The sequence below is a fragment of the Streptomyces sp. NBC_00190 genome (genome assembly GCF_036203305.1).
GTDB lineage: Bacteria > Actinomycetota > Actinomycetes > Streptomycetales > Streptomycetaceae > Streptomyces.
Map to the genome: position 1 here is coordinate 2,433,830 of NZ_CP108131.1, position 25,586 is coordinate 2,459,415.

Annotated in this window: 23 protein-coding genes and 1 riboswitch; of the genes, 4 read left to right on the forward strand and 19 right to left on the reverse strand. The window is 69.8% G+C overall.

Annotation, left to right across the window (positions count from 1 at the left end; genetic code table 11):
- Window positions 1-5: 5 nt before the first annotated feature.
- Entirely contained in the window at window positions 6-449 is a 444-nt protein-coding gene (locus OG429_RS11870) for an SRPBCC family protein (RefSeq protein WP_328925277.1), read from the reverse strand.
- A gap of 80 nt (window positions 450-529) precedes the next feature.
- Entirely contained in the window at window positions 530-1,333 is an 804-nt protein-coding gene (locus OG429_RS11875) for a metallophosphoesterase family protein (RefSeq protein WP_328930242.1), read from the reverse strand.
- Between the two features lie 242 nt (window positions 1,334-1,575).
- On the opposite strand from OG429_RS11875, the gene OG429_RS11880 reads away from it, so the two are divergent.
- Window positions 1,576-3,372 carry an AMP-dependent synthetase/ligase gene (locus tag OG429_RS11880; protein ID WP_328925278.1) on the forward strand — a complete coding sequence of 599 codons (1,797 nt, stop codon included), beginning with the start codon at window positions 1,576-1,578 and terminating at the stop codon, window positions 3,370-3,372.
- A 6-nt stretch (window positions 3,373-3,378) separates the two neighbouring features.
- On the opposite strand, the gene OG429_RS11885 is transcribed toward OG429_RS11880, so the two are convergent.
- The 7 genes from OG429_RS11885 to OG429_RS11915 all read right to left on the reverse strand — a co-directional run bounded on the left by OG429_RS11885 (window position 3,379) and on the right by OG429_RS11915 (window position 11,599).
- Window positions 3,379-4,995, reverse strand: a complete 1,617-nt coding sequence (locus OG429_RS11885) for a GMC oxidoreductase (protein ID WP_328925279.1) — start codon at window positions 4,993-4,995, stop codon at window positions 3,379-3,381.
- A gap of 111 nt (window positions 4,996-5,106) precedes the next feature.
- Window positions 5,107-6,249: a glycosyltransferase family 4 protein gene (locus OG429_RS11890; protein WP_328925280.1), complete on the reverse strand. Its 1,143-nt coding sequence runs from the start codon at window positions 6,247-6,249 to the stop codon at window positions 5,107-5,109.
- Window positions 6,250-6,273: 24 nt separating this feature from the next.
- On the reverse strand, window positions 6,274-7,383 hold the full coding sequence (locus tag OG429_RS11895; RefSeq protein ID WP_328925281.1) for a hypothetical protein: 1,110 nt from the start codon (window positions 7,381-7,383) through the stop codon (window positions 6,274-6,276).
- Between the two features lie 25 nt (window positions 7,384-7,408).
- Entirely contained in the window at window positions 7,409-8,452 is a 1,044-nt protein-coding gene (locus tag OG429_RS11900; RefSeq protein ID WP_328925282.1) for a C40 family peptidase, read from the reverse strand.
- 221 nt (window positions 8,453-8,673) lie between these two features.
- Entirely contained in the window at window positions 8,674-9,702 is a 1,029-nt protein-coding gene (locus OG429_RS11905) for a C40 family peptidase (RefSeq protein ID WP_328925283.1), read from the reverse strand.
- Window positions 9,703-9,954: 252 nt separating this feature from the next.
- Entirely contained in the window at window positions 9,955-11,319 is a 1,365-nt protein-coding gene (locus OG429_RS11910; protein WP_328930243.1) for an NYN domain-containing protein, read from the reverse strand.
- Window positions 11,320-11,359: 40 nt separating this feature from the next.
- Entirely contained in the window at window positions 11,360-11,599 is a 240-nt protein-coding gene (locus OG429_RS11915) for a hypothetical protein (RefSeq protein ID WP_053676058.1), read from the reverse strand.
- A 134-nt stretch (window positions 11,600-11,733) separates the two neighbouring features.
- On the opposite strand from OG429_RS11915, the gene OG429_RS11920 reads away from it, so the two are divergent.
- A complete protein-coding gene (locus OG429_RS11920) occupies window positions 11,734-12,468 on the forward strand; it encodes a rhomboid family intramembrane serine protease (protein ID WP_328925284.1) in 735 nt (244 codons plus the stop codon).
- Entirely contained in the window at window positions 12,465-12,746 is a 282-nt protein-coding gene (locus OG429_RS11925; RefSeq protein ID WP_328925285.1) for an Lrp/AsnC family transcriptional regulator, read from the forward strand. Before OG429_RS11920 ends, OG429_RS11925 begins: the two co-directional genes overlap by 4 nt.
- Before the next feature lie 130 nt (window positions 12,747-12,876).
- On the opposite strand, the gene OG429_RS11930 is transcribed toward OG429_RS11925, so the two are convergent.
- The 6 genes from OG429_RS11930 to ctaE form a co-directional block, all read right to left on the reverse strand.
- Window positions 12,877-14,277: an aminotransferase class V-fold PLP-dependent enzyme gene (locus tag OG429_RS11930; RefSeq protein ID WP_328925286.1), complete on the reverse strand. Its 1,401-nt coding sequence runs from the start codon at window positions 14,275-14,277 to the stop codon at window positions 12,877-12,879.
- A 216-nt stretch (window positions 14,278-14,493) separates the two neighbouring features.
- Window positions 14,494-14,610, reverse strand: a riboswitch (SAM riboswitch).
- A gap of 89 nt (window positions 14,611-14,699) precedes the next feature.
- Entirely contained in the window at window positions 14,700-15,791 is a 1,092-nt protein-coding gene (gene trpD / locus OG429_RS11935; RefSeq protein WP_328925287.1) for an anthranilate phosphoribosyltransferase, read from the reverse strand.
- A gap of 161 nt (window positions 15,792-15,952) precedes the next feature.
- Complete coding sequence (gene qcrB, locus OG429_RS11940; protein ID WP_328925288.1) at window positions 15,953-17,584, reverse strand: cytochrome bc1 complex cytochrome b subunit; 1,632 nt, start codon at window positions 17,582-17,584, stop codon at window positions 15,953-15,955.
- Window positions 17,581-18,639: a cytochrome bc1 complex Rieske iron-sulfur subunit gene (qcrA, locus tag OG429_RS11945; protein ID WP_328925289.1), complete on the reverse strand. Its 1,059-nt coding sequence runs from the start codon at window positions 18,637-18,639 to the stop codon at window positions 17,581-17,583. Before qcrA ends, qcrB begins: the two co-directional genes overlap by 4 nt.
- On the reverse strand, window positions 18,636-19,445 hold the full coding sequence (gene qcrC, locus OG429_RS11950) for a cytochrome bc1 complex diheme cytochrome c subunit (RefSeq protein WP_328925290.1): 810 nt from the start codon (window positions 19,443-19,445) through the stop codon (window positions 18,636-18,638). Before qcrC ends, qcrA begins: the two co-directional genes overlap by 4 nt.
- A gap of 76 nt (window positions 19,446-19,521) precedes the next feature.
- A complete protein-coding gene (gene ctaE, locus OG429_RS11955) occupies window positions 19,522-20,142 on the reverse strand; it encodes an aa3-type cytochrome oxidase subunit III (RefSeq protein ID WP_328925291.1) in 621 nt (206 codons plus the stop codon).
- Window positions 20,143-20,341: 199 nt separating this feature from the next.
- Here ctaE and OG429_RS11960 point away from each other — a divergent pair, with 199 nt between their 5' ends.
- The gene (locus OG429_RS11960; RefSeq protein ID WP_215140598.1) at window positions 20,342-20,746 is read left to right on the forward strand and encodes a hypothetical protein; all 405 of its coding nucleotides are present in this window, start codon (window positions 20,342-20,344) and stop codon (window positions 20,744-20,746) included.
- An 87-nt stretch (window positions 20,747-20,833) separates the two neighbouring features.
- Here OG429_RS11960 and OG429_RS11965 read toward each other — a convergent pair whose 3' ends face one another.
- From OG429_RS11965 to ctaC, 4 genes are all read right to left on the reverse strand, one after another.
- Window positions 20,834-22,078, reverse strand: a complete 1,245-nt coding sequence (locus OG429_RS11965) for a L,D-transpeptidase (RefSeq protein ID WP_328925292.1) — start codon at window positions 22,076-22,078, stop codon at window positions 20,834-20,836.
- A gap of 134 nt (window positions 22,079-22,212) precedes the next feature.
- Window positions 22,213-22,611, reverse strand: coding sequence for a cytochrome c oxidase subunit 4 (locus OG429_RS11970; RefSeq protein ID WP_328925293.1), 399 nt, complete (start codon window positions 22,609-22,611; stop codon window positions 22,213-22,215).
- The gene (gene ctaD / locus OG429_RS11975; protein WP_328925294.1) at window positions 22,608-24,338 is read right to left on the reverse strand and encodes an aa3-type cytochrome oxidase subunit I; all 1,731 of its coding nucleotides are present in this window, start codon (window positions 24,336-24,338) and stop codon (window positions 22,608-22,610) included. Before ctaD ends, OG429_RS11970 begins: the two co-directional genes overlap by 4 nt.
- Window positions 24,335-25,306 carry an aa3-type cytochrome oxidase subunit II gene (gene ctaC, locus OG429_RS11980; RefSeq protein ID WP_328925295.1) on the reverse strand — a complete coding sequence of 324 codons (972 nt, stop codon included), beginning with the start codon at window positions 25,304-25,306 and terminating at the stop codon, window positions 24,335-24,337. The genes ctaD and ctaC overlap by 4 nt, the downstream gene beginning before the upstream one ends.
- Window positions 25,307-25,586: the final 280 nt, after the last annotated feature.

The window sequence follows — 25,586 nt, forward strand, 5'->3', positions numbered from 1 at the left end:
GGTGTTCAGCCGGTCGATTCCACGCGCTTCTTCAGACCCGCGAGCGCGCGGTCGATGATGACCTTCTCGGCCTTGCGCTTGATCATGCCGAGCATGGGGATCTTGACGTCGACGGTCAGCTGGTAGGTGACCTCGGTGCGCTTGCCGCCGTCCACCGGGGCCAGCCGGTACGAGCCGTCCAGCTGGCGCAGCATCTGCGACTTGTCCAGGGTCCAGCTGACCTCGTCCGAGCCCTTCCAGGTGTAGGCGAGGGTGTGGTCGTCCTTGATCGCGCCCGCGTCGAGCAGCAGCCGGACCTTTTCGGCCCGTCCTTCGGCGTCGGCGGCCAGCACCTCGGCCTCCTTCACCTCGCCGGTCCACTCGGGGTAACGGGCGAAGTCGGCGATCACGGCCATCACGTCGGCCGGTGAGGCGTCGATCGTGACGCTTGAGCTGGTGTGTTCCGCCATCGCGGTCGCTCCTCCGGAGAGTAATTCGAGGAAGTGTGCGGCCTCCGGCCGCCGCTCGAAGGCTACCGTGCGTGCGGAGCTCACCACTCCAGGGCCCACGGCCTCCCGGTCGCCGCGAAGTGACCGACGTTCACGCACTCCGTGCTCCCGACGCGCATCCGCCGGGCGAGCGGCTGGTGGACGTGCCCGAAGAGGGCGTAGCGGGGCCGGGTGCGCCTGATGGCGGCGAGCAGGGCCTCGCTCCCCCGTTCGAACCGGCGCGCGACCGTGTCGTAGCAGAGCTCCGGCACCTCCGGCGGGATGTGCGAGCACAGTACGTCCACCTCGCCCAGTGCCTCCACCTTGGCGGCGTACTCCTCCACGTCCACCTCGTACGGGGTCCTCATCGGCGAGGGCAGCCCGCCTCCCACGAAGCCGAAGACCCTGCCGCCGATCTCCACGCGCTGCCCGTCGAGCACGGTGATCCCGGGGCGGTCTGCGTACTCCGGCCACAGAGCCGGGATGTCGACGTTGCCGTAGGTGGCGTACGTCGGGGCGGGGAAGGCGGCGAACATCTGCTCGTACTGGCGGCGTACCGCGCCCTCGATGAGCCGGTCCCGGTCCAGTCCGGCCCACAGCTCGCGTCCGAAGGCCTGGGCCTCGGCGAAGCGGCGCGCGGTGCGCAGCTCCACGATCCGGTCGGCGTTCTCGACGCCGAACAGGTCGGGGAAGATCCCGCGGGAGTGGTCGGCGTAGTCGAGGAAGAGGACGAGGTCACCGAGGCAGATCAGCGCGTCGGCGCCGTCTCCGGCCCGGGCCAGGGCCTCGGCGTTGCCGTGCACATCGCTCACGACGTGGACCCGAGTACGGCTCGATCCGCTCGTGCCCGTCTTCCCGCTCCGCATGCTGCCACCCATGCGGCAACCCTAGGGCGGCCGGGTTACGGCGGGTAGACAGGGGTGGCAGAGGCGGCCGGACCTGCGGTTACTTCCGCGTCTCGGACGGGGTCGACTACTGTCGCCGTGTTAGTGCCGCGTTTTGTGACGCACGGAACATCTGGCCGGTTCCCTCTATCGGGAACCCACTACCGGTGGGTAACGTCCGGTCGGTCCACACGGTGGCGATGGCGCCCAGAGGAGCAGCAGTCTTGCGCGAGTTCAGCCTTCCGGCCCTGTACGAGGTCCCGTCGGACGGGAACCTGACGGATCTCATCCGCCGCAATGCCGCTCAGCATCCCGACACGGCCGTCATGAGCCGCAAGGTCGACGGCCGGTGGCAGGACGTGACCGCGACCGAGTTCCTGGCCGAGGTCCGGGCCACGGCCAAGGGCCTGATGGCGGCCGGTGTCCGTCCGGGCGACCGGGTCGCCCTGATCTCCCGTACCCGCTACGAGTGGGTGCTGATCGACTTCGCGATCTGGACCGCGGGCGGCGTCACCGTCCCCGTGTACGAGACCAGCTCCCCCGAGCAGATCCAGTGGATCCTCGGTGACTCCGGCGCCGTCGCCGCGGTCGTCGAGAGCCCCGGGCACGGTGCGGCCGTGGCCTCCCTGCGCGACCGGCTGCCGGAACTGCGCGAGGTCTGGGAGATCGAGCAGGGCGCCCTCGAAGCGCTGAAGAGCGCGGGCGCCGCGATCACCGACGAGGAGGTCGACGAGCGCAGCAGCCTGGCGGGCGCCGACGATCCGGCCACCATCGTCTACACCTCGGGCACCACCGGCCGCCCCAAGGGCTGCGTGCTGAGCCACCGCAACTTCTTCGCGGAGTGCGGGAACGCGGTGGAGCGCCTGAAGCCGCTGTTCAAGACCGGCGAGTGCTCGGTCCTGCTGTTCCTCCCGGCGGCCCACGTCTTCGGCCGCCTGGTCGAGGTGGCCGCGGTGCTGGCGCCGATCCGGCTGGGCTGCGTACCGGACATCAAGAACCTCACCGACGAGCTGCAGTCCTTCCGGCCCACCCTGATCCTCGGTGTGCCGCGCGTCTTCGAGAAGGTCTACAACTCGGCGCGCGCCAAGGCGCAGGCCGAGGGCAAGGGCAAGATCTTCGACGCGGCTGCCGAGACGGCGATCGCGTACAGCCGGGCGCTGGACACCCCCCGCGGCCCGTCCTTCGGGCTGAAGCTCAAGCACAAGGTCTTCACCAAGCTGGTCTACAGCAAGCTGCACGCGGTCCTCGGCGGACGCGGCGAGTACGCGATCTCCGGCGGCGCCCCGCTCGGCGAGCGGCTCGGGCACTTCTTCCGCGGCATCGGCTTCACGGTGCTGGAGGGCTACGGCCTGACCGAGTCCTGCGCGGCCACGACCTTCAACCCGTGGGACAAGCAGAAGATCGGTACGGTCGGCCAGCCCATGCCGGGCTCCGTGGTGCGCATCGCGGACGACGGCGAGGTGCTGCTGCACGGCGAGCAGATCTTCACCGGGTACTGGAAGAACGAGACGGCGACCGCCGAGGCACTGACGGACGGCTGGTTCCACACCGGTGACGTCGGCACCCTCGACGAGGACGGCTACCTCACGATCACCGGGCGCAAGAAGGAACTCATCGTCACCGCCGGCGGCAAGAACGTCGCCCCGGCCGTGATCGAGGACCGGATCCGCGCGCACGCGCTGGTCGCGGAGTGCATGGTCGTGGGCGACGGGCGGCCGTTCGTGGCCGCGCTGGTCACCATCGACGAGGAGTTCCTCGGCCGCTGGGCCGCGGAGCACGGCAAGCCGGCCGGTGTGACGGCGGCGGAACTGCGCGAGGACGCGGAGCTCGTCGCCGCCGTCCAGAAGGCCGTCGACGACGGCAACGCGGCGGTTTCCAAGGCGGAATCGGTGCGGAAATTCCGCATTCTGCCCTCCCAGTTCACGGAGGAGTCGGGCCACATCACGCCGTCGCTGAAGCTGAAGCGCAATGTGGTGGCGAAGGACTTCGCGGACGAGATCGAAGCCCTCTACCGGGGTTAGCCGGGGCTAGCGCGGATCCTCGGCGAGGATCCGCGCCATGTTCCGCTCGGCGAGGGCCGTGATCGTCACGAATGGGTTCACGCCGAGCGAGCCGGGGATCAGGGAGCTGTCGACCACATACAGCCCCTGGTGGCCCTTGGCCCGGCCGTAGAGGTCGGTCGCGTCGCCGAGGACGCAGCCGCCGAGCGGGTGGTACGTGAAGTTGTCGGCGAAGGCCCTGTTCTCGCCGAAGAGGTCGTACCGGTAGATGGTCACGTTCCGCCGGTTGATGCGGTCGAAGAGGTTCTTCGCCGCGTTGACCGAGGGCGTGTTCTGGTCCCGCCGCCAGGTGAGCTTGGCCGAGTCGGTGGCCGCGTCGTAGGTGAAGCGGCCGCGCTCGGGGTTCTTGGTGATGGCCAGGTACATCGAGATCCAGTGCTCGAAGCCCATGGGCAGCGGGGCGATCTCGGCGAAGACCGGGTTCGAGGCGTTGTCCCAGTCGTCGATGCCCAGGGCGGGCATGGTGGCCTGGTTGCAGCCGACGGTGTCCCAGAGGTGGTTGGCGCGGGCGGTCATGACGTTGCCGTTGTGGCCCCAGCCGAGCCCGACCTTGTCGCTGAGCGCGGGCAGCGTGCCGGTTTCACGGGCCCGCAGCAGGATCTCGGTGGTCCCCAGACTTCCCGCCCCCAGGAACAGCTGCCGGCAGCCGAGCTCGCGGGTCTGGGTGACCCGCCCGGTGAGGTCGCTGGTCCGCACGGTCAGCACGTACCCCCCGGCCGGGTCCGGACGTACGCCGACCACGCGCTGCATGGTCTCGATGGTGACGTTGCCGGTGCCGAGGGCGGCGGCGAGATAGGTCTTGTCGACGCTCTTCTTCCCGTGGTTGTTGCCGTAGATGACCTCGCCCGCGAGCGCGGACCTGGTGGCGGTACCGGCCGCCTCGCGCTGCATGTAGCCGAAGTCGTAGACGTTGGGGACGAAGACGGTCTTCAGGCCGGTGTTCTGGGCGTGCTTGCGGGAGATCCGGGCGAAGCGGTACCACTCGGTGGACTCGAACCAGCCCGGGTCGATGTCGTTCACGCCGAGCATGGCCCGGGCGCGGGGGAAGTAGGTGCCGTACATCTCGTCCGCGTCCACGCCGGGCAGCACCTCGGTGAAGTACGAGCGCCTGGGCGTCGGCGCCATCCCGCCGTTCACCAGCGATCCGCCGCCCACCCCCCGTCCCACGTACACGGACATGTCGCCGTAGTTCACGCGGTCCAGGACACCGGGGTAGGGGCTGATGTCGCGGTTGACCACGTCGAGCCAGAGGAACTGGGCGAGCGGGGCCTCGGTGCGGGTGCGGAACCACATGGACCGCTGGTCGGGGGCGGAGGTGGAGGGGAAGACCTTGCCGTCGGGCCCGGGGGTGTCCCAGAGCCGGCCCATTTCGAGGACGACGGTCCGTACGCCGGCCTGCCCGAGGCGCAGCGCCGCGACGGCGGAGCCGTAGCCGGAGCCGACGACGATGGCGGGCGCGTACTGCGCGGCCTGCGGCTCGGCGGCGGCTGCGGAGGACAGCCCGATCCGCGTGAACCCGAGCGCGGAGGCGGTCTGGAGAGCGGCCAGTCCGAGGACATGACGGCGCGTCAGATTTGGTGTCATGGCCGCATGATGGGCGGAATCCGGCCCTCCACCCATACGCGGTGCTGCCAGACATCTGAGAGACAGTCAGGCATGGCTGCGGCGGCCGCGCCGACCGGCGCGGCCGCAGGACTACAGCAGCTCGCGCAGGCGGTCCGCCAGGAGGTCCCAGCGCCACTTCTCCTCGACCCAGGCACGGCCCGCCTCGCCCATGCGCGCCCGCAGGGCCGGGTCCTGCAGCAGAGCGACGACCCGGTCCGCCGCCTCGGACGGCTCGCCGCCCCGGACGACCCAGCCCGTCTCTCCGTCCAGCACCGCGTCAGGGGCTCCGCCGGAGTCTCCCGCGACGACCGGCAGGCCCGTCGCCGAAGCCTCCAGGTAGACGATCCCGAGCCCCTCGACGTCCAGCCCGCCCCGCCGGGTCCGGCACGGCATGGCGAAGACGTCCCCGGCCCCGAAGTGCGCGGGCAGCTCGGCCCACGGGACCGCTCCCGTGAAGAGCACCGAGTCCGCGACGCCCACGGACACCGCCAGTTCCCGCAGGTCCGCCTCGTACGGCCCGCCGCCCACGATCAGCAGCACCGCGTCCGGCACCGCCGCCAGGATCCGCGGCATCGCCTCGATCATGGTGTCCTGCCCCTTCCGGGGGACCAGCCGGGACACGCACACCACGACCGGGCGGTCGGTCAGACCCAGCCGGGCCCGGACCTCCGCACCACCCGACTCCGGGTGGAAGGTCTTCTCGTCCACCCCCGGCGGAAGTTGCACCATCCGGGCCGCCGCCCGGTCCGTCACCGCCGAGGCGATCCGCGAGCGGGTGTACTCCCCCAGGTACGTCAGCGTGTCCGTGCCCTCGCCGATCCGCCGCAGCAACTGCCGCGCGGCCGGCAGCTGGGCCCAGCCCGCCTCGTGCCCGTGCGTGGTCGCCACGATGCGCCGAGCCCCGGCCCGCCGCAGCGCCGGGCCCATCAGACCGAGCGGGGCCGCCGCCCCGAACCACACCGACTCGCAGCCGTGTTCGCGCAGCAGGCCCACGGCCCGCCGCGTCACGCGCGGTGTCGGCAGCAGCATCGTCGTGCGGTCGCGCACGACCTGGAACGGCTGCTCGGCGTCGAAGGCCGCGGTGGCCTCGCGGCCCTCCGCGCTGTGCTTCCACGTGGAGGCGTAGACGACGACCCGGTCGGGATCCAGCCGTAGCGCCATGTTGTGCAGGAAGGCCTGGATACCGCCCGGTCGCGGCGGGAAGTCGTTGGTCACGATCAGCGTCTTGTGCATCGCCTGCCAACGTACCGGACGTCCTCAGCGGAGCTCCTCCCGCAGTGCCTCCTGCCAGGCGCGCGTCAGCCCGGCCAGGTCCACGCCCAGCGCCTCGTCCAGCGCCACCGGCAGCGGCTCGCGCCCCGCCCGCTCGTAGAGGCCCACGAGCGCCGCCTCCCCCCACCGGTCCGCGATCAGCCTGCAGGCCAGCCACGCTCCCTCGTACGCCCGGGCCACCGCTTCCGGGTCGCCGCCGAATGTGAAGGCCTCCGCCGGGGGCAGCTCGCCGGGCACCTCGCCCCGCCGTACGGCCCGGCCGAGCGCGGGGGCGCCCTGCTGCGGCGTGGTGGACCCGCCCCGGTACGCAGCCCAGTCCGCGAAGCCCTCGGAGAGCCACAGCGGGGTCGAGGCGGTGGTCGACGCCCGGGTGGCCACGTGGGCGACCTCGTGGGTCAGTACGATCCGCCGGCCGGCCTCGCCCAGCTCGGCCCACCCCTGCGGGTTGACCACGACCCGGTCCGCCGGAGCGGGTCCCGCGCCCACCCGGCCGGTGGTGACGGCGCCCAGCCCCCGGTACGCGTCGGCCGACCCGCCCAGCAGCTCCGCCATCCGCTCCAGGGATCCGGGGACCAGCACCACCACCCGCCCCGCCCACGGCTTCGGCCACGCGGAGCTCGCCACGGGCACCGCCCGGTCGGCCTCGGCGGAGATCCCGGCCAGGTCGGGGGCGCCGGCCCCGCCCAGGACCAGGGAGCGCTCGCCCCGGACCACCTGCACCGGGCCCTGGTCCCACAGCTGCGGCAGCGCCCCGGGGGCGGGCCGGTCCGTGCGGACCCGCCAGCTCCCGCCGTCCATGACCAGGTCGAGCTCGCGCGCCGATCCCGCCGGGGCCGCGTCGTAGCCGGTCAGCCGGTAGCGCAGCTCCGCCCGTACGAGGGCCCGTACGCCGTCGCGCCGCACCGAGGTCACCTCGTACGCCCGGTCCTCGACCGGGATCCCCGCCGGCTGCCCCGGCTCGGACCGCGACCAGTCGGTGACGGCCCGGCGGATGTCCCGCTCGGCCGTGCCGGCCGGCCGCAGCGCGCCGCATCCGGCCAGCAGGACGCACAGCAGGAGCGGCAGTACGCGCAGGAGACGACGACCCGGAAACATCACCCGATCGTACGCACGGCCTGGATCAGGGGCGCGTGACCGAGGACACCGGCATCATCCCGACCGGGTCGTAGCGGACCCTGGCGCCGGGGTAGGGGGCGTGCACCACCTGGCCGTTGCCGACGTACATGCCCACGTGGCTGGCGTCCGAGCGGTACGTCACCAGATCGCCGGGGCGCGCCTGCGACAGCGGGACCTGGCGTCCCGCGTACCGCTGTGCCTGCGAGGTGCGCGGCAGCGAGACGCCCGCCTGGCGGTACGACCAGACCATCAGCCCGGAGCAGTCGAAGCCGGAGGGGCCGGTGGAGCCCCACACGTACGGGCGGCCGACCGCCGACCGGGCCGCCATCACGGCCGCCCCGGCGCGGCCGGAGGAGGGGCCGAAGGAGGGGAAGTCGGGCTGGGCGCCGGGGCGGCCGCCCGCGCGCGAGGCGCGCTCGAAGTCGGCCCTTTGCTCTGCGTTCATGGCGCCCAGCAGCCGCCGGGCGGCCGCGAGCTTCGCCGTGACGGAGCGCTTGTGCCGGGCCACGTCGGCGCGCAGGGCGTCGAGTTCGGCCAGCTTGCCGGCGGCCTCGCGGCGCTCCTGGCCGAGCCGGCGCTGCTCCTCGCGGAGTTCGTCGAGCTGGCGGGCCTGGAGGCCGGTCAGCCGTTCCAGGGCGGCGGCCTGCTCCAGGTAGGCGTCGGGGTCCGCGGACAGCAGCAGGGCGACGGTGGGGTCGATGCCGCCGCTGCGGTACTGGGCCCCGGCGAAGGTACCGAGGATGCCCCGCATCGTGTTGATGCGGTCCTGCGCGCGGGCGACGGCGTCCTGGGCCCGGTCGGCCTCGGAGCGGAGCCGGTCGGCCTTCTCGCCCGCCTCGTTGAAGCGCTCGGTGGCCTGTTCGGCTTCCTCGAAGAGCCGGTCGACCTGGGCGCGGACACCGCCCGAGGGCTCCTGCGGCAGGCCCGGGTCCGCGCCCGCGGGGGCTCCCGTCATGACGACCGCGGCGCCGGCCGCGGCGGCGGTCAGGACGGCGGCCTTCGTGTTCCGGTCGAGGCCACCGGGCCCGGGCCGGCGATGGGATGCCACGTGGAACCGCTCCCTTCCGCTGTGCGGGGCCCGGGTCCGCCCTCCGTGGACGGCCGTGTGCCGGGTTCCGCGCTGGCAGACAGTAGCGGCGCGATCGGGCACCGACCAACGACCACCGGGGGGCACACACAGTGACGCCCCGCCGGAGACGCAGGTCACCGGCGGGGCGTGTGGTCAGAGCGGGTCCGCTCAATTCGCCCGGATGGGCGGTGTGCGGCGCGTCATCCGACGCGGACGCCGAACTGGAAGGGCATGTTGTCCATCGACTCGTACTTGATGCCGCTGCGCGGGTTGGAGGCGTGCAGCGTCATGTTGTTGCCGGCGTAGAGGCCGACGTGGTGCAGGTCGTCGTAGAAGAAGACCAGGTCACCGGGCTGGAGCTGGCTGCGGCTGATGCGCGTGCCGTCGTTGACCTGGGTGTAGGTGACGCGGCTGATGTTCACGCCGGCCTGCTTGTACGCCCACTGGGTCAGACCCGAGCAGTCGTAGACGGTCGGGCCGGTGCCGCCGGACTGGTACGTGTAGCCCAGCTTGGTCTTGGCGGCCGCCAGGGCGGCTCCGGCGCGGCCGGAGGCGCTCACGTTGCCGAGGTCGACCCGCTGGCTGTCGCTGCGGCTGGCGCGGGCCTCGTCGTCCTTGATCGCCGCGCGCTCCTGCGCGGTCAGGGTGTTGAGCAGGGCCTGGGCCTCGGCGAGCTTCTCCTGCGAGACCTTCTTCTTCTCGCCGAGCTCCTTGCGGGTGGCGTCGAGGTCGGCGAGCTTGCCGGCGGCCTCCTGGCGCTGCTGTGCGAGGGTGCGCTGCTTGGCCTGGATCTTCTGGACCGCCTCGACCTGCTTGCCGCTCAGGTGCTCCAGCGTGGAGGCCTTGTCGAGGTAGCTGTCGGGGTCCTCGGAGAGGAGGAGGGCGAGCGAGGGGTCGATGCCGCCGTTGCGGTACTGGGCGCTCGCCATCGAACCGAGCGTGCTGCGCAGCTCGTTGAGGTCACCCTGGCCGCGCGCGACCTGGTCCTGGAGCTGCCCGATCTCCTTTTCGAGCTTCTCCTGGCGTTCCTTGGCCCCGTTGAACTTCTCGGTGGCCTGCTCCGCCTCTTCGTAGAGCGCGTCGACCTGGGACTTGACCTCGTCCTTGCTCGGCTTCCCCGGAGCGGCGGAGGCGCTCTGGGCGGAGAGGGCGACGACTGCTGCGGCGGCGGCGCCGAGTACGGTCACGCGGGTGCGGTTCGGCTGCTTGGGTCGACGGTGGGACGCCACGGAGGCGAGCTCCTTCTTCCTAGAGCCGCCGAAGAACGCAACTCGGCAGCACCTCCGCCGTCACCCCGAATGAGTGATCCACCGCACGAAGGTTTGAGCAGACCCTAGTGACCCATCTGTGATCAGTTCAAATCCTGCCGGGAAAAAACTTGGTCCCCGACCAGCTTCTTTACCCGCAGCGCACGCTCTGTGCCGGGCACTTGACGGTGCGTCCCCTGCAAGCCCTATCAATTCCGGCATCAGGGCGAGGAGTTACGAAACGCGCGAAAGCCGCTTCAGCAACAAAGCGGACGTTACGGGCCGCGCACCCGCGGCGGCCACCCCGTCGGCGACCTCCCGGTCCGTGGAGACCACGACCACCGGCCGGCCGGGCGGCTCCGCGCGCACCAGCTGGCGGATCAGCTCGTCCGCCGTCACCCCGGCCTTGGAGAACAGCACCCGTACCCCGCGCGGCGGCGCGAGCAGCACCGGGGCCGCCAGTTCCGCCCCGTCGAAGACGCAGGTCATCTCCGCGCCCGTCTGCGCGGCCAGCATCGACAGCCCGCCCAGCAGCCGCAGCCGCTGCTTCTCCAGCGGCATCGTCGGATAGCCCGTCTTGGTCACGTTGTAGCCGTCGACCACCAGATGGGCCTGGGGCAGCGCCAACAGCTGGTCCAGCAGCGCCGGATCGGTCTCCGACAGGGCACGCGCCGCGATGTCCTTGGGCGTCATCCGGCCCGGCTCCACCGCGTCCACGGTGTCCGCCGGGCGGGTGTTGACCGGAGGCAGCGCCAGCTCGCGGCGCAGCCCCGCCGCCGCGTCCAGCACGGTGTCCAGCAGCAGCCGCAGCCGCATGTCCTCGATGCTGCGCCCCTCGCGGGTGGCCCGGCGCGAGGTCTCCAGCGCCGACTCGACCTCCGCGAGCCGGGACTTGAGCCGCCGGGTCTCGCTCTCGGCGGCGGCCACGCGCGCGGCCGCCTCGCCGCGGATCCCGTCGATCTCGGCGGTCAGCTTGCGCAGGGCCGCGTCGCCGCGCTTGACGTCGCTGAGGGCGCTGCGCAGCTTGCGGTGAAGCGATTCCGCTTCCTTGCGCGAGGCCTCCAGCTCGGCCCGCACCTGCTCGCCGCCGGTGCGCTGCAGTTCCCGTACCTGGGCCAGCTCCTCGCGGAGCCGGTCCAGCTCGCGCCGGGTCTCTTCGCCGACCCGCTCGGCGTCGGCGCGCTGCGCCTCCTCGCCCGCGGCGGCCACCAGCTTGACCCAGCCGACCGGCCGCAGGACGTACGCGGCGGCCGCCACGTCCAGCGGATCGGCGGCGGCGGGCGGGGCACCGGACTCCAGCGCGCCGGCCAGCTCCACCTGCGCCTCGCGCAGCTTCTCGGCCACCCGACCGCGGAACACCGGGTCGGTCTCGACCGCCGCGGCCATGGCGTTGCCCGCGAACTTGGCGCGCCGGGTCGGGGTGAACCGGGCGTACTGACGCAGCTGCGCGGGAAGGTCCGCGACCGTCAGCGCGCCGAAGGCGTCCGAGACGAGCGCGACGACCCGGCGCCGCACGCCTTCCGGCAGCGGGCGGTCGAGCACCTCGGCGGCGTCGCCGGCCGCGTCGGCCGGCTCAGCGCCGCTTGCTGGCTCCACAATCCGTCACCCCTACCGTGATCTACCTGTGGGCACGGCTCCCTCAGGAGTCCGCGCCCGGCCTGTCCACGAGCTCGATCTGGTCCACCGCGTTGCACCACCGGCAGCGGACCGACTCGATGGTCTCATTGACCACCTCGCGCTCCTCGACCTTCGGTTCCCCGGCGAGGTCCAGGTGGATGTACTCCACGACCTTCGACGAACGGGTGACATCGAAACGCGTGAGGTTGCCGCACAGGGTGCAGCGCCACCGGGTGGTGTCGGTCGGCTGGGGAACCGTCATCAGGCCGCTCTCTCCTTCGTAGCGTTCGTAGCTGTTTCAATTAAAGCGGTCTGCTGAGCCGTCCGGGCCGTTTGGGCAGACCGCGGCTCGTAACCCTACGGCCTGCCACCGCTTCAGGTGGGCCGGGTTGCGTCATGCTCTGTCACATGATCGTAAGGTGGCAGGCCGTCCGCGAGGCCGCCCGGGGACCGGTGGTCACCCACGCGCTGATCGCCGGCTGCGCGGTGGTGTTCGTACTGAGCCCGGCCTCGGGGCTGAACCCCGTCTACGGGACGGGCGACGGGCTGCTGACCGCCGGGACCGACTACTTCCGCCGCTGGGGCGTGGTCCCGGACGAGCTCTTCACCGGCACCCCGCGGGCCTGGCTGACCCCGCTGACCGCACTGTTCGTGCACGGCAGTTGGCTGCACCTGCTCGGGAACATGCTCTTCCTCCACGTCTTCGGCGCGATGGCGGAGGAGCGGATGGGCCGCCCGGCGTTCCTCTTCTTCTACGTCTGTACGGGTTACGTGGCCCTGGCGGTGTACGCGGCGGCCAATGCGGGGTCCTCACAGACCCTGGTCGGGGCGTCCGGGGCCATCTCGGCGGTGCTGGGCGCCTTCCTGTACCTGCTGCCGCGGGCCAGGGTGACGAGCCTGTTCCCGTTCCTGCTCTTCCTGCCGCTGCGCTTCCCGGCGTGGATCGTGCTGCTGTTCTGGTTCGCCCTCCAGTGGGTGGCCGCGCACCGGGCGGGCAGCGGGCCGGGCGTCGCCTATCTGGCCCACCTGGTGGGCTTCTCGGTCGGCTTCCTGTACGCGTGGGCGCGCTATCGGCGTACGACTACAGTGGGGCGACCAGCGACGGCCACCGAGGGAGACAGCCAGCCGTGATCACCGCGATCGTGCTCATCAAGACCAGCGTGGACCGCATCCCCGAGATCGCCGAGGCCATCGCCGCGCTGGAAAGCGTCAGCGAGGTCTACTCCGTCACGGGGACGTACGACCTGATCGCGCTGGTCCGCGTGGCCCGCCACGAGAACCTGGCGGACATCATCCCGGGCCGCATCAGCAAGATCCCGGGCGTCGAGGCGACGGACACGCACGTGGCGTTCCGTACGTACTCCCAGCACGACCTGGAAGCCGCCTTCGCGATCGGTCTCGACGCCTAAGCGGCGCCTAAGCGGCCTGTTTTCAGCGTGGGCAGCGCCCCGCCCGGCCGGGCGGGGCGGCCCTCGGCGAGCCGGCGGACGTGGCCGCGCGGTCGCCGTCGCAACCCCCTGCGTCATGCCCCGCGGCCCGTCAGACGGCGGGGACGCAGCGGCCCTCCTCCGTGCGGTACTGCCACTTCGCGCCGTCCGCGACGAGCTCCTTCACCGCGCGGACGAAGCGCTCCACGTGCTCGTCGGGGGTGCCGGCGCCGAAGCTGACGCGAATGGCGTTGAGGGACCGCTCCCCCGGGGCCGCCTCCGGGGCGCCGCATTCGCCCTGGGCCTGCGGCTCGCTGCCCAGCAGGGTGCGGACCAGCGGGTGGGCGCAGAAGAGACCGTCGCGGACGCCGATGCCGTACTCGGCGGAGAGGGCGGCCGCGAAGTGGGAGCTGTTCCAGCCGTCCACCACGAAGGAGATGACGCCGACGCGCGGCGCGTCGTCCCCGAAGAGGGACAGGACGCGGACCGCCGGGACGTCCGCCAGGCCCTCCCGGACCTTGGCGATGAGGTGGCGCTCGCGGGCGACCAGGTTCTCGAAGCCCGCCTCGGTCAGGGCCTTGCAGGCGGAGGCGATGGAGTAGACGCCGATGACGTTCGGGGAGCCGGCCTCGTGGCGGGCGGCGGTGGTGTGCCACTCGACGTCCACACCGCCGTCCTCGCGCCGGGCGACCTTGCGGGAGGCGCCGCCGCCCGCGAGGTACGGCTCGGCCTCCCGCAGCCAGTCGGCGCGCCCGGCGAGGACGCCCGAGCCGAAGGGGGCGTACAGCTTGTGGCCGGAGAAGGCGACCCAGTCCACGTCGAGGTCCTGCACGGAGACGGGGTGGTGCGGGGCGAGCTGGGCGGCGTCCAGGACGATCCGCGCGCCGTGGGCGTGCGCGGCGGCCGCGAGCTCCTTCACCGGCCACAGCTCACCGGTGACGTTGGACGCCCCGGTGACACAGACCAGGGCCGGGCCGTGGGGCTCCCGGTCGGCCAGGGCCCGCTCCAGGGTGGCGACGGCCTCGTCCGGGGTGCGGGGGGCGTTGAGGTAGGTGACCTGCGCGTCCACCCACGGCAGCAGCGAGGCGTGGTGCTCGGTCTCGAAGACGAAGACCTGGCAGCCGGCCGGGAGCACGGCGGCGAGCAGGTTCAGGGAGTCCGTGGTGGACCGGGTGAAGATCACCTGGTCGGAGGGGCGGCAGTCGAGGAACCCGGCGACCGTGACGCGGCTCTGCTCGAAGAGGTCCGTGGAGAGCTGCGAGAGGTATCCGGCGCCGCGGTGCACGCTGCCGTAGTACGGGGCGTACGCGGCGACGTCGTCCCAGACCCGCTGGAGCGCCGGGGCGCTGGCCGCGTAGTCGAGGGCCGCGTAGGTGACCTCGCCACCGGTGACGAGCGGGACGGTGACGTCCCGGCCGAGGACCGGCAGCGGCTCGGCACAGGCGGGGTCGACGGCGGTGGCGGCGGCAGCGGTGACAGCGGCGGCGGTGACGGCGTTCAGGGATGCGGACATGGCGGAATCTCCCGGCAGGCAGGGGTGAATGGCTTCGGTGGGCCCGTACGCGGGTACGGCTCGGCGGCCGACGGGGGTACGGGAAGTCCCCGGACCGAAGGCGGGTACACGGAAGTGACCCTGATCCGAGGGTGAAGAAGGGGCGGAGTCGCCCTATCGCATTCGCTTGCTCACGGAAAAACGCTCCTCGATAGACCAGGACCCCTGGTGTCGAGGGATCCGCGCTTGCCGTAGACCTTTCTGTCTACGGCCTGGTCATCACCCGGGGCACCCCGCCACGGAAGGAGGGTTGCCGGACAGCAAGCCGGGGCCTAAACGCTGTCACTCGTGACCTGTTCAGCATCCTGCCACATGATCCCCCGTGCGCAAGCCACCGGTCCGAATGGCGGACCGGTGGCTTGGCCGAAAACGATCAATCGGAATCAGGCGTTGCTGGCCGCCACCCAGCGCTCCAGCGCGGCCCGGGCCGCACCCGAGTCGATCGACTCCGCCGCGCGGGTGATGCCGGCCGCGATCTGCTCCTCCAAGGTGCCCGCGCCCGGGTCCAGGGCCACCAGGGCGGCCGCCGAGTTCAGCAGGACGGCGTCGCGGACCGGGCCCGTCTCGCCGGAGAACAGGCGGCGGGCGACGTCAGCGTTGTACGAGGCGTCCGCGCCGCGCAGCTCCGACACGTCGACGAGGGCGATGCCGACGTCCCGCGGGTCGAAGGGCTGCTCCGAGACCTTGCCGTCGCGGACCCACCACACCCGCGAGGTCGCGGTCGTGGTCAGCTCGTCCAGGCCGTCGTCGCCGCGGAAGACCAGCGCGGAAGAGCCCCGCTCGGCGAGCACGCCCGCCACGATCGGGGCCATCCGGGCATCGGCCACGCCCGTCGCCTGGGCCCGTACCTTCGCCGGATTGGTCAGCGGACCGAGGAAGTTGAAGGTGGTCCGGATGCCCAGCTCCTTGCGGGCCGCGGCCACGTGCCGCAGCGCCGGGTGGAACTTCACCGCGAAGCAGAAGGTGATGCCGGCCTCCTCCGCGACCTCGGCGACCCGCGCGGGGGTCAGGTCGAGGTTGACGCCGAGCTTCTCCAGGACGTCCGAGGCCCCGCTCGCGGAGGACGCGGCCCGGTTGCCGTGCTTGACCACCTTGGCACCCGTACCGGCCACCACGACCGCCGACATCGTCGAGATGTTCACCGTTTTGGCCCCGTCGCCGCCCGTGCCGACGATGTCCACCGTCCGGCCGGGCACCTCGATCAGGTTGGCGTGCTCGTACATGGTCCGTACGAGGCCGTTGATCTCCGCGACCGTCTCCCCCTTGGCCCGCAGTGCGACCGCGAAGCCGGCGATCTGGGCGTCGGTGGCCTCCCCGCGCATGATCTTGTCCATGGCCCAGGCGGTGTCGTCGGCGCGCAGGTCCTGGCCGGTCAGCAGAGCGTCGAGAACGCCCGGCCAATTGGGGGTACCCCCGGACGGAGTCTGGGGGAGGGCCGGCACCCCACCGGCGTCAGCCGGACTCTGACCGCTCATGGTCTGCTCCTGGATCCGTCGGCAAGCACTGAGGACTCCACCCTATCGAGCCCCAGGGACGGCAAAGAGCCCCGTCCAGACACTGGACGGGGCTCTCGCCGTGGCGACACCAGGACTGACCGAAATCAGTCCCTCATGCGGTCAAGCGGTCGTACGGGAGATCAGTGGTGGCCGTGGCCGCTCTGGATCTCCTTGTACTCCTCCACCGTGGGCTTCGGAATCTGGTTGCCCTCGGCGTAGAAGCCCTTGCTGAGCTTCGCGCGCAGCTTCTCGCCGAGCTTCACCTTGCGCTCGACACCGTTCTCGTCGACCGTCGGGCCGATCTCGATCGGCTCGTACGTGGTGTACGAGGTGAGCGTGTGCAGCTTGCCCTGCGGGAGCGGCTCGTGGACCTCGACGAACTCACCGTGCGGCAGGCGCTTGATGATGCCGGTCTCGCGACCGTGCAGCACCTTGTCCCGGTCCCGGCGCTGGAGGCCGAGGCAGATCCGCTTGGTGGCGATGAAGGCGAGGACCGGGACGACGAAGAAGCCGATCCGGACGAACCAGGTGATCGAGTTGATCGAGAGGTGGAAGTACTGCGCGAACATGTCGTTTCCACCGCCGATCAGGAGCACGATGTACTCCGCGATCCAGGCGACACCGAAGCCCGTACGGCTCGGGACGTTGCGCGGGCGGTCCAGGATGTGGTGCTCGCGCTTGTCCCCGGTGACCCAGGACTCGATGAACGGCCAGGCGGCGATCGAGCCCAGCACCAGCGGGAAGAGCAGCAGCGGGATGAACACGCCCAGGACGAGCGTGTGGCCCCACAGGTTGATCTCCCAGCCGGGCATGGCTCGGATCAGGCCTTCCGGCATACCCATGTACCAGTCGGGCTGCGCACCGGTGGACACGTGGTCCGGGCGGTACGGGCCGAGCGCCCAGATCGGGTTGATCGAGGCGATCGCCGCGATGGCCGCGATGACGCCGAAGACCAGGAAGAAGAAGCCTCCGGCCTTGGCCATGTAGACCGGCAGCAGCGGCATGCCGACGACGTTGTCGTTCGTCTTGCCGGGACCCGCGAACTGGGTGTGCTTGTGGTAGAAGACCAGGATCAGGTGGGCCACCAGCAGGCCCATCATGATGCCGGGCAGCAGCAGGATGTGGATCGAGTAGAACCGCGCGACGAAGTCGCCGCCCGGGAACTCTCCGCCGAAGAGGAAGAACGACAGGTACGTGCCGATGACCGGCACGGACAGGATCGCGCCCTCCATGAAGCGGACACCGGTACCCGACAGCAGGTCGTCCGGCAGCGAGTAACCGGTGAAACCGGTGAACATGCCGAGGACCAGCAGCAGGAAGCCGAAGATCCAGTTGACCTCACGCGGCTTGCGGAACGCGCCGGTGAAGAAGACGCGCATCATGTGCACGACCATGCCCGCGACGAAGATCAGCGCGGCCCAGTGGTGGATCTGCCGGATGAGCAGACCACCGCGGACGTCGAAGCTGATGTCCAGTGTCGAGGCGAAGGCCTCGGACATCAGGACGCCCTGCATCGGCACGTACGAGCCGTGGTACACGACCTCGTTCATGCTCGGGTGGAAGAACAGCGTCAGGTACACACCCGTGAGGATGATGATGATGAAGCTGTAGAGGCAGATCTCACCCAGCATGAAGGACCAGTGGTCCGGGAAGATCTTGCGCATGTTGGACTTGGCCAGGCTGTAGATGCCCAGGCGGCCGTCCGCCCAGTCCGCTACGCGCTCGCCGGCGGGCGCTTTGCGCGCCGTCTTGGACTCAGTGGCAGTGCTCATCCGCGCTCCCAGAAGGCAGGACCGACGGGCTCTTCGAAGTCGCCGAGCGCTTCGAGGAAGCCTTCGTCATTCACACCGATCCGCAGCTGCGGAAGCGCGTGACCGGCCGGGCCGAAGATGACTCGGGCGCCGTCGGAGAGGTCGAAGGTGGACTGGTGGCACGGGCAGAGCACGTGGTGCGTCTGCTGCTCGTACAGGCTGATCGGGCAGCCGACGTGGGTGCAGATCTTGGAGTAGGCCACGATGCCCTCGTGGGACCACTCCAGCTCCTGCTTGTCCTTGATGTCCTCCGGCTTGATGCGGACGATCATCAGGGCGGCCTTGGCGATCTGGACCTGGAAGTCGTGCTGCTCCTCCTCCAGGCCTTCCGGCATGGCGAAGGTCAGCGAACCGACGGCCACGTCCTCGGGACGCAGCGGCTCCATCGTGTTCTGGTTGATGAGCAGCTTGCCCTTGGCCCACAGCGTCTTGCGCAGCTTTTCCTCGGGCAGCGGACCGGTGTCACGCAGGAGCATGACGGCGGACAGCGGCAGCACGGCCAGCGCGCCCAGCATCGTGTTGCGGATCAGCGGACGCCGGCCGATGCCGGACTCGTTCGCGCCGTCCGCGAAGTCCTGCATGACCTTCGCCTTGACCTCCGGCGAAGCGGCGATCGGGTGGCGGTCGTCGGCCACCTCGACGTCGGACATCAGGGTGCGGGCCCAGTGGACCGCGCCCGCGCCGATGCAGAAGAGGGCCGTGCCCAGGGTCATGCCCAGGGCGAAGTTGAGCGCGCTCACCTTCCCGATGGGGAAGATGTACACGATCTTGCTGACCGGGATGACCACGTAGGAGGCGATGAACGCCACCGTGGCCAGCATCGACACCGTGAACAGCATCGCGACGGTGCGCTCGGAGTGCCTCGCCGCCCGCTCGTCGATGTCCTGGATGCGCGGCTTGTGGACCGGAAGGCCCGGGTCGGCGAACGGATCGTCCGCGACCGCTACGGCACCGTGGTGCGCGTCGCCCTGCTCGCTCGGCAGGTGCTTCTCTTCGGGAATCTCTTGGCTACTCATGACTTCTTGGCCTTAGCGGTGTGGGCCGCGACCCAGACGGCGACAGCGATCAGCGCACCCAGACCGAAGATCCAGCCGAACAGACCCTCGGAGACGGGGCCGAGGCCACCGAGCTTCAGGCCGCCAGGGCTGACCGACTTCTCGCCGTTCACGTTCTGGATGTACGCGATGATGTCCTTCTTCTGCTTCTCCGGCATGGTGCTGTCCGGGAAGGAGGGCATGTTCTGCGGGCCGGTGAGCATGGCCTCGTAGACGTGCTTCGGCTCGACGCCCTCAAGGTTGGGGGCGTACTTGCCGTTCGTCAGCGCGCCGCCCTCGCCGGTGAAGTTGTGGCACTGCGCGCAGTTGTTGCGGAACAGTTCACCACCGTTGGCGATGTCGGCACCCGCCGGGTCGTACTGCTTCTCGGTCGGCACGATCGGGCCGGCACCGAGGGACGCGATGTACGCGGCCAGCTGGTCGATCTGCGCCTGGGTGTAGACGACCGGCTTCTTCGGCACCTGGGCGCCGGGCTGCTGGGCGGGCATGCGGCCCGTGCTCACCTGGAAGTCGACGGCTGCGGAGCCGACGCCGACCAGGCTGGGGCCGTCAGTGGAACCCTGACCGCCGGTTCCGTGGCAGCTTGCGCAACCCACGGCGTAGAGCTTGGCGCCCTCCTCGATGGCGAGGGACTGGGCGGTTTCATCGGCCTGCGCCTTGCCCGCGGGGGCGAAGGCGGCGTACAGCCCCCCAGTGGCCGCCAGCGCGAGGAGTAGAACGACGACCGCCGCCAGCGGATGGCGTCGTCGTGCGGAGAGCTTTTTCACGGATTACCCCGGTGTCAGGATCTTCTGCGTCGGTGTTTCTGGATGGAGTGCCGGGTCGGGCCCGGTGACGTGTTCGCTACTTGATCAGGTAGATCGTCGCGAAGAGGCCGATCCAGACGACATCGACGAAGTGCCAGTAGTAGGACACGACGATGGCCGACGTGGCCTGTTCGTGGGTGAACCTCTTGGCCGCGTACGTCCGGCCGAGGACCAGCAGGAAGGCGATGAGACCGCCCGTCACGTGCAGACCGTGGAAGCCGGTGGTCAGGTAGAACACCGAGCCGTACGGTCCGGACGAGAGGCTCAGGCCCTCGTGCGTGACCAGCTCGGTGTACTCGAACACCTGGCCGCCAATGAAGATCGCACCCATGACGAACGTGATGATGAACCACGTCCTGAGCTTCTTCACGTCACCGCGCTCGGCGGCGAATACGCCGAGCTGGCAGGTGAGCGAGGAGAGCACCAGGATCGTCGTGTTCGTCGCCGAGAAGGGCAGATTCAGGAAGTCAGCCTGCTCTGTCCAGTACTCGGGGCCTGTCACGGATCGCAGGGTGAAGTACATCGCGAAGAGGGCCGCGAAGAACATCAGCTCGGAACTCAACCAGATGATGGTTCCGACGCTGACGAGGTTCGGCCGGTTGACCGTCGGGTGCGCGTGCCCGGTATCTACTGTCGTTGCTGTCGCCACGACCGACATTATGTCGGTCGCTTATCCCGCCCTCACCCCGGGGGGTGCCGTTCGGAGTGTCCGGGGCGTGTGCAAGGCCCGAACGGCCCATCAGATGTCCCCATGAACGTCTCGTACGAGGCCGTGCGAACCGATGTTGACAACGCATCGGGAGGAGTAGCATCCCGCGCAACATCAACGTGATTCACGTGACATGTGGAGGAACGAAATGCGGGCGACTGCGCGGGTTCTGGTCTACAGCGACGACGCGGGCACCCGGGAGCAGGTGCGGCTGGCGGCCGGGCGCAGGCCGGCCGCGGACCTGCCGCCGGTGGAGTTCCTGGAGTGCGCGACGCTGCCGGCGGTGCTGACGGAGCTGGACGCGGGCGGCATCGACGTGTGCGTGCTCGACGGCGAGGCGGTTCCGGCCGGCGGCATGGGCGTGTGCCGGCAGATCAAGGACGAGATCTTCCGGTGTCCCCCGGTGCTGCTGTTGATGGGGCGCCCCCAGGACGCCTGGCTGGCCACCTGGAGCCGCGCGGACGCCGCCGTGACCCTTCCGGTGGACCCGGTGGAGTTCGCGGACGCCCTGGCGGCCCTCCTGCGCTCCCGCCTGTCGTCCTCGGCCGCCTGACGGCCGCTTCCAGCCGCCTCACGGCCGCCTGACAGGGCGTTCGCGGGCCTACGGGGTTTCCCGCAGGCCCGCGGCGGGCCCCGGCTCTCAGACGGTGGGGCGCAGGCGGGCCTGGTCGATGGTGCTGCGGCCTTCCTGGGTGCCCTTGAGGAGGGCGCTGCCCTCGCGCCATTCCTTCCAGTCCATGTTCCAGTCGCCGTAGCCGTTGCCGAAGGTGTCCATGTCGTCGCCGATGCTGTTGATCACCTTGACGATGTCGCCCTCGGTGATGTTCTCGTAGAACCAGGCGGCGTTGCCGGTGCTCATGCCGGTGCAGCCGTGGCTGACGTTCTCGTAGCCCTGGGAGCCGACGGACCACGGCGCGGCGTGGACGTATTCACCACTCCAGGTGACGCGAGTGGCGTAGTAAACGGGCAGGTTGTAGTACTCGCTGCCGCCGATGCCGACGGTGTCGCCGCGCATCTGGACGAAGTACTGCTTGCCGAGTACCACCTTGACCCCGTTGCGGGTGGAGAAGCCGGGCTTTCCGGTGGTCACCGGAATGGTGTTGATCACTTCTCCGTTGCGCTTGAACGTGAGGTAGTGCGAGGAGGCGTCCGTGGTGACCTCGACGCGGTCGCCGATCTCCAGCTTCAGCGGCTTGGCCGCGGCCCCGTAGAGGTGGTCGGAGATCTTGACGCCCTCCAGGTTGCTCCGTACGGAGACCTCGGTGTTGGCGGGCCAGTACTCCTTGGGCCGGTAGTGGAGCTTCTTGTCGTCGACCCAGTACCAGGCGCCCTCGACGCCCGCGGGGGCGCTGACGAGCAGGCCCCGCTCGACGACCGCGCGGGCGGCCTTGTCCTTGACGGGTTCGCTGAGTTCGGCCGTGAGGGGCTGCCCGACGCCGTACTTGCCCGCGTCCGGGCCGAATTCGACCTGCAGGACACCTTTGGCCGGGGTGGTGTCGAAGGAGATCGTGCGCTGCCCTGGGGCGCCCTTCGCGTTCTCGGTGCTGACGGTGACCGTGTAGCGGACACCGGCGGACATCGAGACCGTGTTGTGCCAGCGGTCGCCCTTGGCGGAGAGTTCGCCCGCCAGGCGGCGGCCGTGGGTGTCCACGACCGTGACGTCGGTGATGCGTGCCTCACCCCCCTTCGTAGTGACTTCGAGGGGCTTGTCGGGGTCCACGGGGCGACCGCCGGCCGCCTGGTTGAAGGCGACTTGATCGCCCGCGTCGTACGGGCGGGCTGACAGCGGGTTGTCGTCGGACCCGCATGCGGTGGCGCCGGCCCCGAGGGACGCGACCAGCAGGGAGCAGCTGAGTACCGTCCAAAGACGCGGTGAGTGCTTCATGGGGCCAACGCTATGAAGATATGACAAATACGGCGCGCGGGGTGACTGCAAACGAGGGGCCCGGACTCCTCCGAAGAGGTGTCCGGGCCCCAGGTTCAGCGCTGATACCGGTCCTGCGACCGGCGCTTTCGGTACTACTGGTTCTGGTTCTCACCGCGGTAGTACTCGTACACCCAGCCCCACAGGCCGATCACGATGATCGGGGCCGAGAAGTACATGAGCCACCAGCCGAAGATGACACCCATGAACGCGAGCGCACCGCCGATGCCCAGCGAGAGCGGCTGCCAGCTGTGCGGGGCGAAGAACCCCAGCTCGCCCGCCTCGTCGGCGACGTCGGCCTCCAGGTTGTCCTGGGCCATCTCGTCCACGCGCTTGGCCGTGAAGGCCAGGTAGTAGCCGATCATGACGCTCAGGCCGAAGGCCAGGAAGAGCGCGGTGGTGCCGACGGGCTCCTTCGACCACACGCCGTACACGACGGCCATGATCAGGATGAAGGCCGAGAGCCAAAGGAACAGCTTGCCCTGGATCTTCACTTGTCGGCCTCCTTGCCACCGGTGACGGCCGCGGCGGCCGCGCTGTGGTCCTCGAGGTGGTCGAGGGCCGCGATCTCCGGGTGGTGCAGGTCGAACGCCGGGGACTCGGAGCGGATCCGCGGCAGGGTGAGGAAGTTGTGCCGCGGCGGCGGGCAGGACGTCGCCCACTCGAGCGAACGGCCGTAGCCCCACGGGTCGTCGACCTCGATCTTCTTGCCGTACTTCGCCGTCTTCCAGACGTTGTACATGAACGGCAGGATCGACAGGCCCAGCAGGAACGAGCTGATCGTCGAGATCGTGTTCAGGGTGGTGAAGCCGTCGGCGGCGAGGTAGTCCGCGTAACGACGCGGCATGCCCTCGGCACCCAGCCAGTGCTGCACCAGGAACGTGCCGTGGAAGCCGATGAACAGCGTCCAGAAGGTGACCTTGCCGAGGCGCTCGTCCAGCATCTTGCCCGTGAACTTCGGCCACCAGAAGTGGAAGCCGGCGAACATCGCGAACACCACGGTGCCGAAGACGACGTAGTGGAAGTGTGCGACGACGAAGTACGAGTCGGAAACGTGGAAGTCCATCGGGGGCGAGGCCAGGATGACGCCGGTCAGACCACCGAAGGTGAAGGTGACCAGGAAGCCGATCGTCCAGAGCATCGGGGTCTCGAAGGACAGCGAGCCCTTCCACATGGTGCCGATCCAGTTGAAGAACTTCACACCGGTCGGTACCGCGATCAGGAAGGTCATGAAGGAGAAGAACGGCAGCAGCACACCGCCCGTGACGTACATGTGGTGGGCCCACACGGTCACGGAGAGGCCGGCGATCGCGATCGTCGCGGCGATCAGGCCGATGTAACCGAACATCGGCTTGCGCGAGAAGACCGGGATGATCTCTGAAACGATTCCGAAGAATGGCAGCGCGATGATGTACACCTCTGGGTGTCCGAAGAACCAGAAGAGGTGTTGCCACAGCAATGCCCCGCCGTTCGAGGCGTCGAACACATGCGCACCGAACTTGCGGTCGGCCTCCAGCGCGAAGAGCGCGGCGGCCAGCACCGGGAAGGCGAGCAGGACCAGGACACCGGTCAGCAGCACGTTCCAGGTGAAGATCGGCATGCGGAACATCGTCATGCCGGGCGCGCGCATGCAGATGATCGTGGTGATGAAGTTGACCGAGCCGAGGATCGTGCCGAAGCCGGAGAAGGCCAGACCCATGATCCACATGTCGGCGCCGATGCCCGGCGAGCGGACCGCGTCCGACAGCGGGGAGTAGGCGAACCAGCCGAAGTCGGCGGCGCCGTTCGGCGTGACGAAGCCGGCCACCGCGATGGTCGAGCCGAAGAGGTACAGCCAGTACGCGAACATGTTCAGCCGCGGGAACGCCACGTCGGGCGCGCCGATCTGCAGCGGCATGATCCAGTTGGCGAATCCGGCGAAGAGCGGCGTCGCGAACATCAGCAGCATGATCGTGCCGTGCATCGTGAACGCCTGGTTGAACTGCTCGTTCGACATGATCTGCGTGCCCGGACGGGCCAGCTCGGCGCGCATGAAGAGCGCCAGGATGCCGCCGATGAGGAAGAACACGAACGAAGTGACCAGGTACATCGTGCCGATGGTCTTGTGGTCGGTAGTGGTAAGCCACTTCACGACGACATTGCCCGGCTGCTTGCGCCGTACCGGCAGCTCGTTCTCATACGAGTCGGCGGCGGCACCCTGAGATTCGTTGAGGATGCTCACAGTTTGTTCGTCTCCGCATTCCGGGCCGGGTCAGTCTGCTTGATGCCGGCCGGGAGGAAGCCGGTCTGCCCCTTCTCGGCCAGTTCCTTGAGGTGCGCCCGGTATTCCTCGGGCGAGACGACCTTGACGTTGAAGAGCATCCGGGAGTGGTCGACACCGCAGAGCTCGGCGCACTTGCCCATGAAGACACCCTCTTGCGAAGGAATGACCTCGAAGACATTGGTGTGGCCCGGGATGACGTCCTGCTTGAAGAGGAACGGGACCACCCAGAAGGAGTGGATGACGTCGTTCGACGACAGGATGAAGCGGACCTTCTCGCCCTTGGGCAGCCACAGGGTCGGCCCCGGGTTGCCCGTCTGCGGGTTCTGGTCGCCCGGGACGCCCTTCTCGTAGACGCCTTCGGCGCCCAGCGGGAAGTCCTTGGTGAAACGGTCCGGGATGTTGGCGAGCGCCTTGGGAACCTCGCCCGCCTTCGGGGTCGCACCGTCGCCGTCGACGTTCTCGACGTAGTTGAAGCCCCAGCTCCACTGGAAGCCGACCACGTTGATCGTGTGCGCCGGCTTGGTGAGCGCGAGCAGCTTCGACTCGTCACGCGCGGTGAAGTAGAAGAGCACCGAGACGATGATGAGCGGGACCACGGTGTACAGCGCCTCGATGGGCATGTTGTACCGGGTCTGCGGAGGAACCTCCACCTTCGTCCGGCTGCGCCGGTGGAAGATGATGCTCCAGATGATCAGGCCCCAGACCAGGATGCCCGTGATGAGAGCAGCTGCCCACGACCCCTGCCACAGGGACAGGATGCGAGGCGCCTCCTCCGTGACCGGATAGGGCATTCCGAGGCGGGGGAAGTCTTGCCAGTTGTACGAGCAACCAGTGGCGGTCGCCAGGACCGCGCCCGCAGTCAGCGCCTGGAGCAGCTTCCGCCGCATCGGGCGCCGCGGCGAGCGGTCGGAGCCGTAGGGACTCACGTAGCGCCTTCCCGAGAGTCTCGGCCCGCGCGGCCGGCCGCGGCCGTGTTCGGGTCGGTCGCCGGCCCTGACGCAGGCAGGGGTTTGGATGTTTATGCGGACCAAACCCTACTGGACGCTATTTGGGGTCGCGCGGGGAGGGTGCCCAACGCGCCGCTACTGCCCCCGAAGGGATGGATCCGCCGTACGGGGGACGGCGCGAATGGCCGTGAATGGTGGGCTCCGGGGCACATCTGACGCCCCCTGACCTCGTACGCGTCCGGGCTCCGTCCCGCCCGTC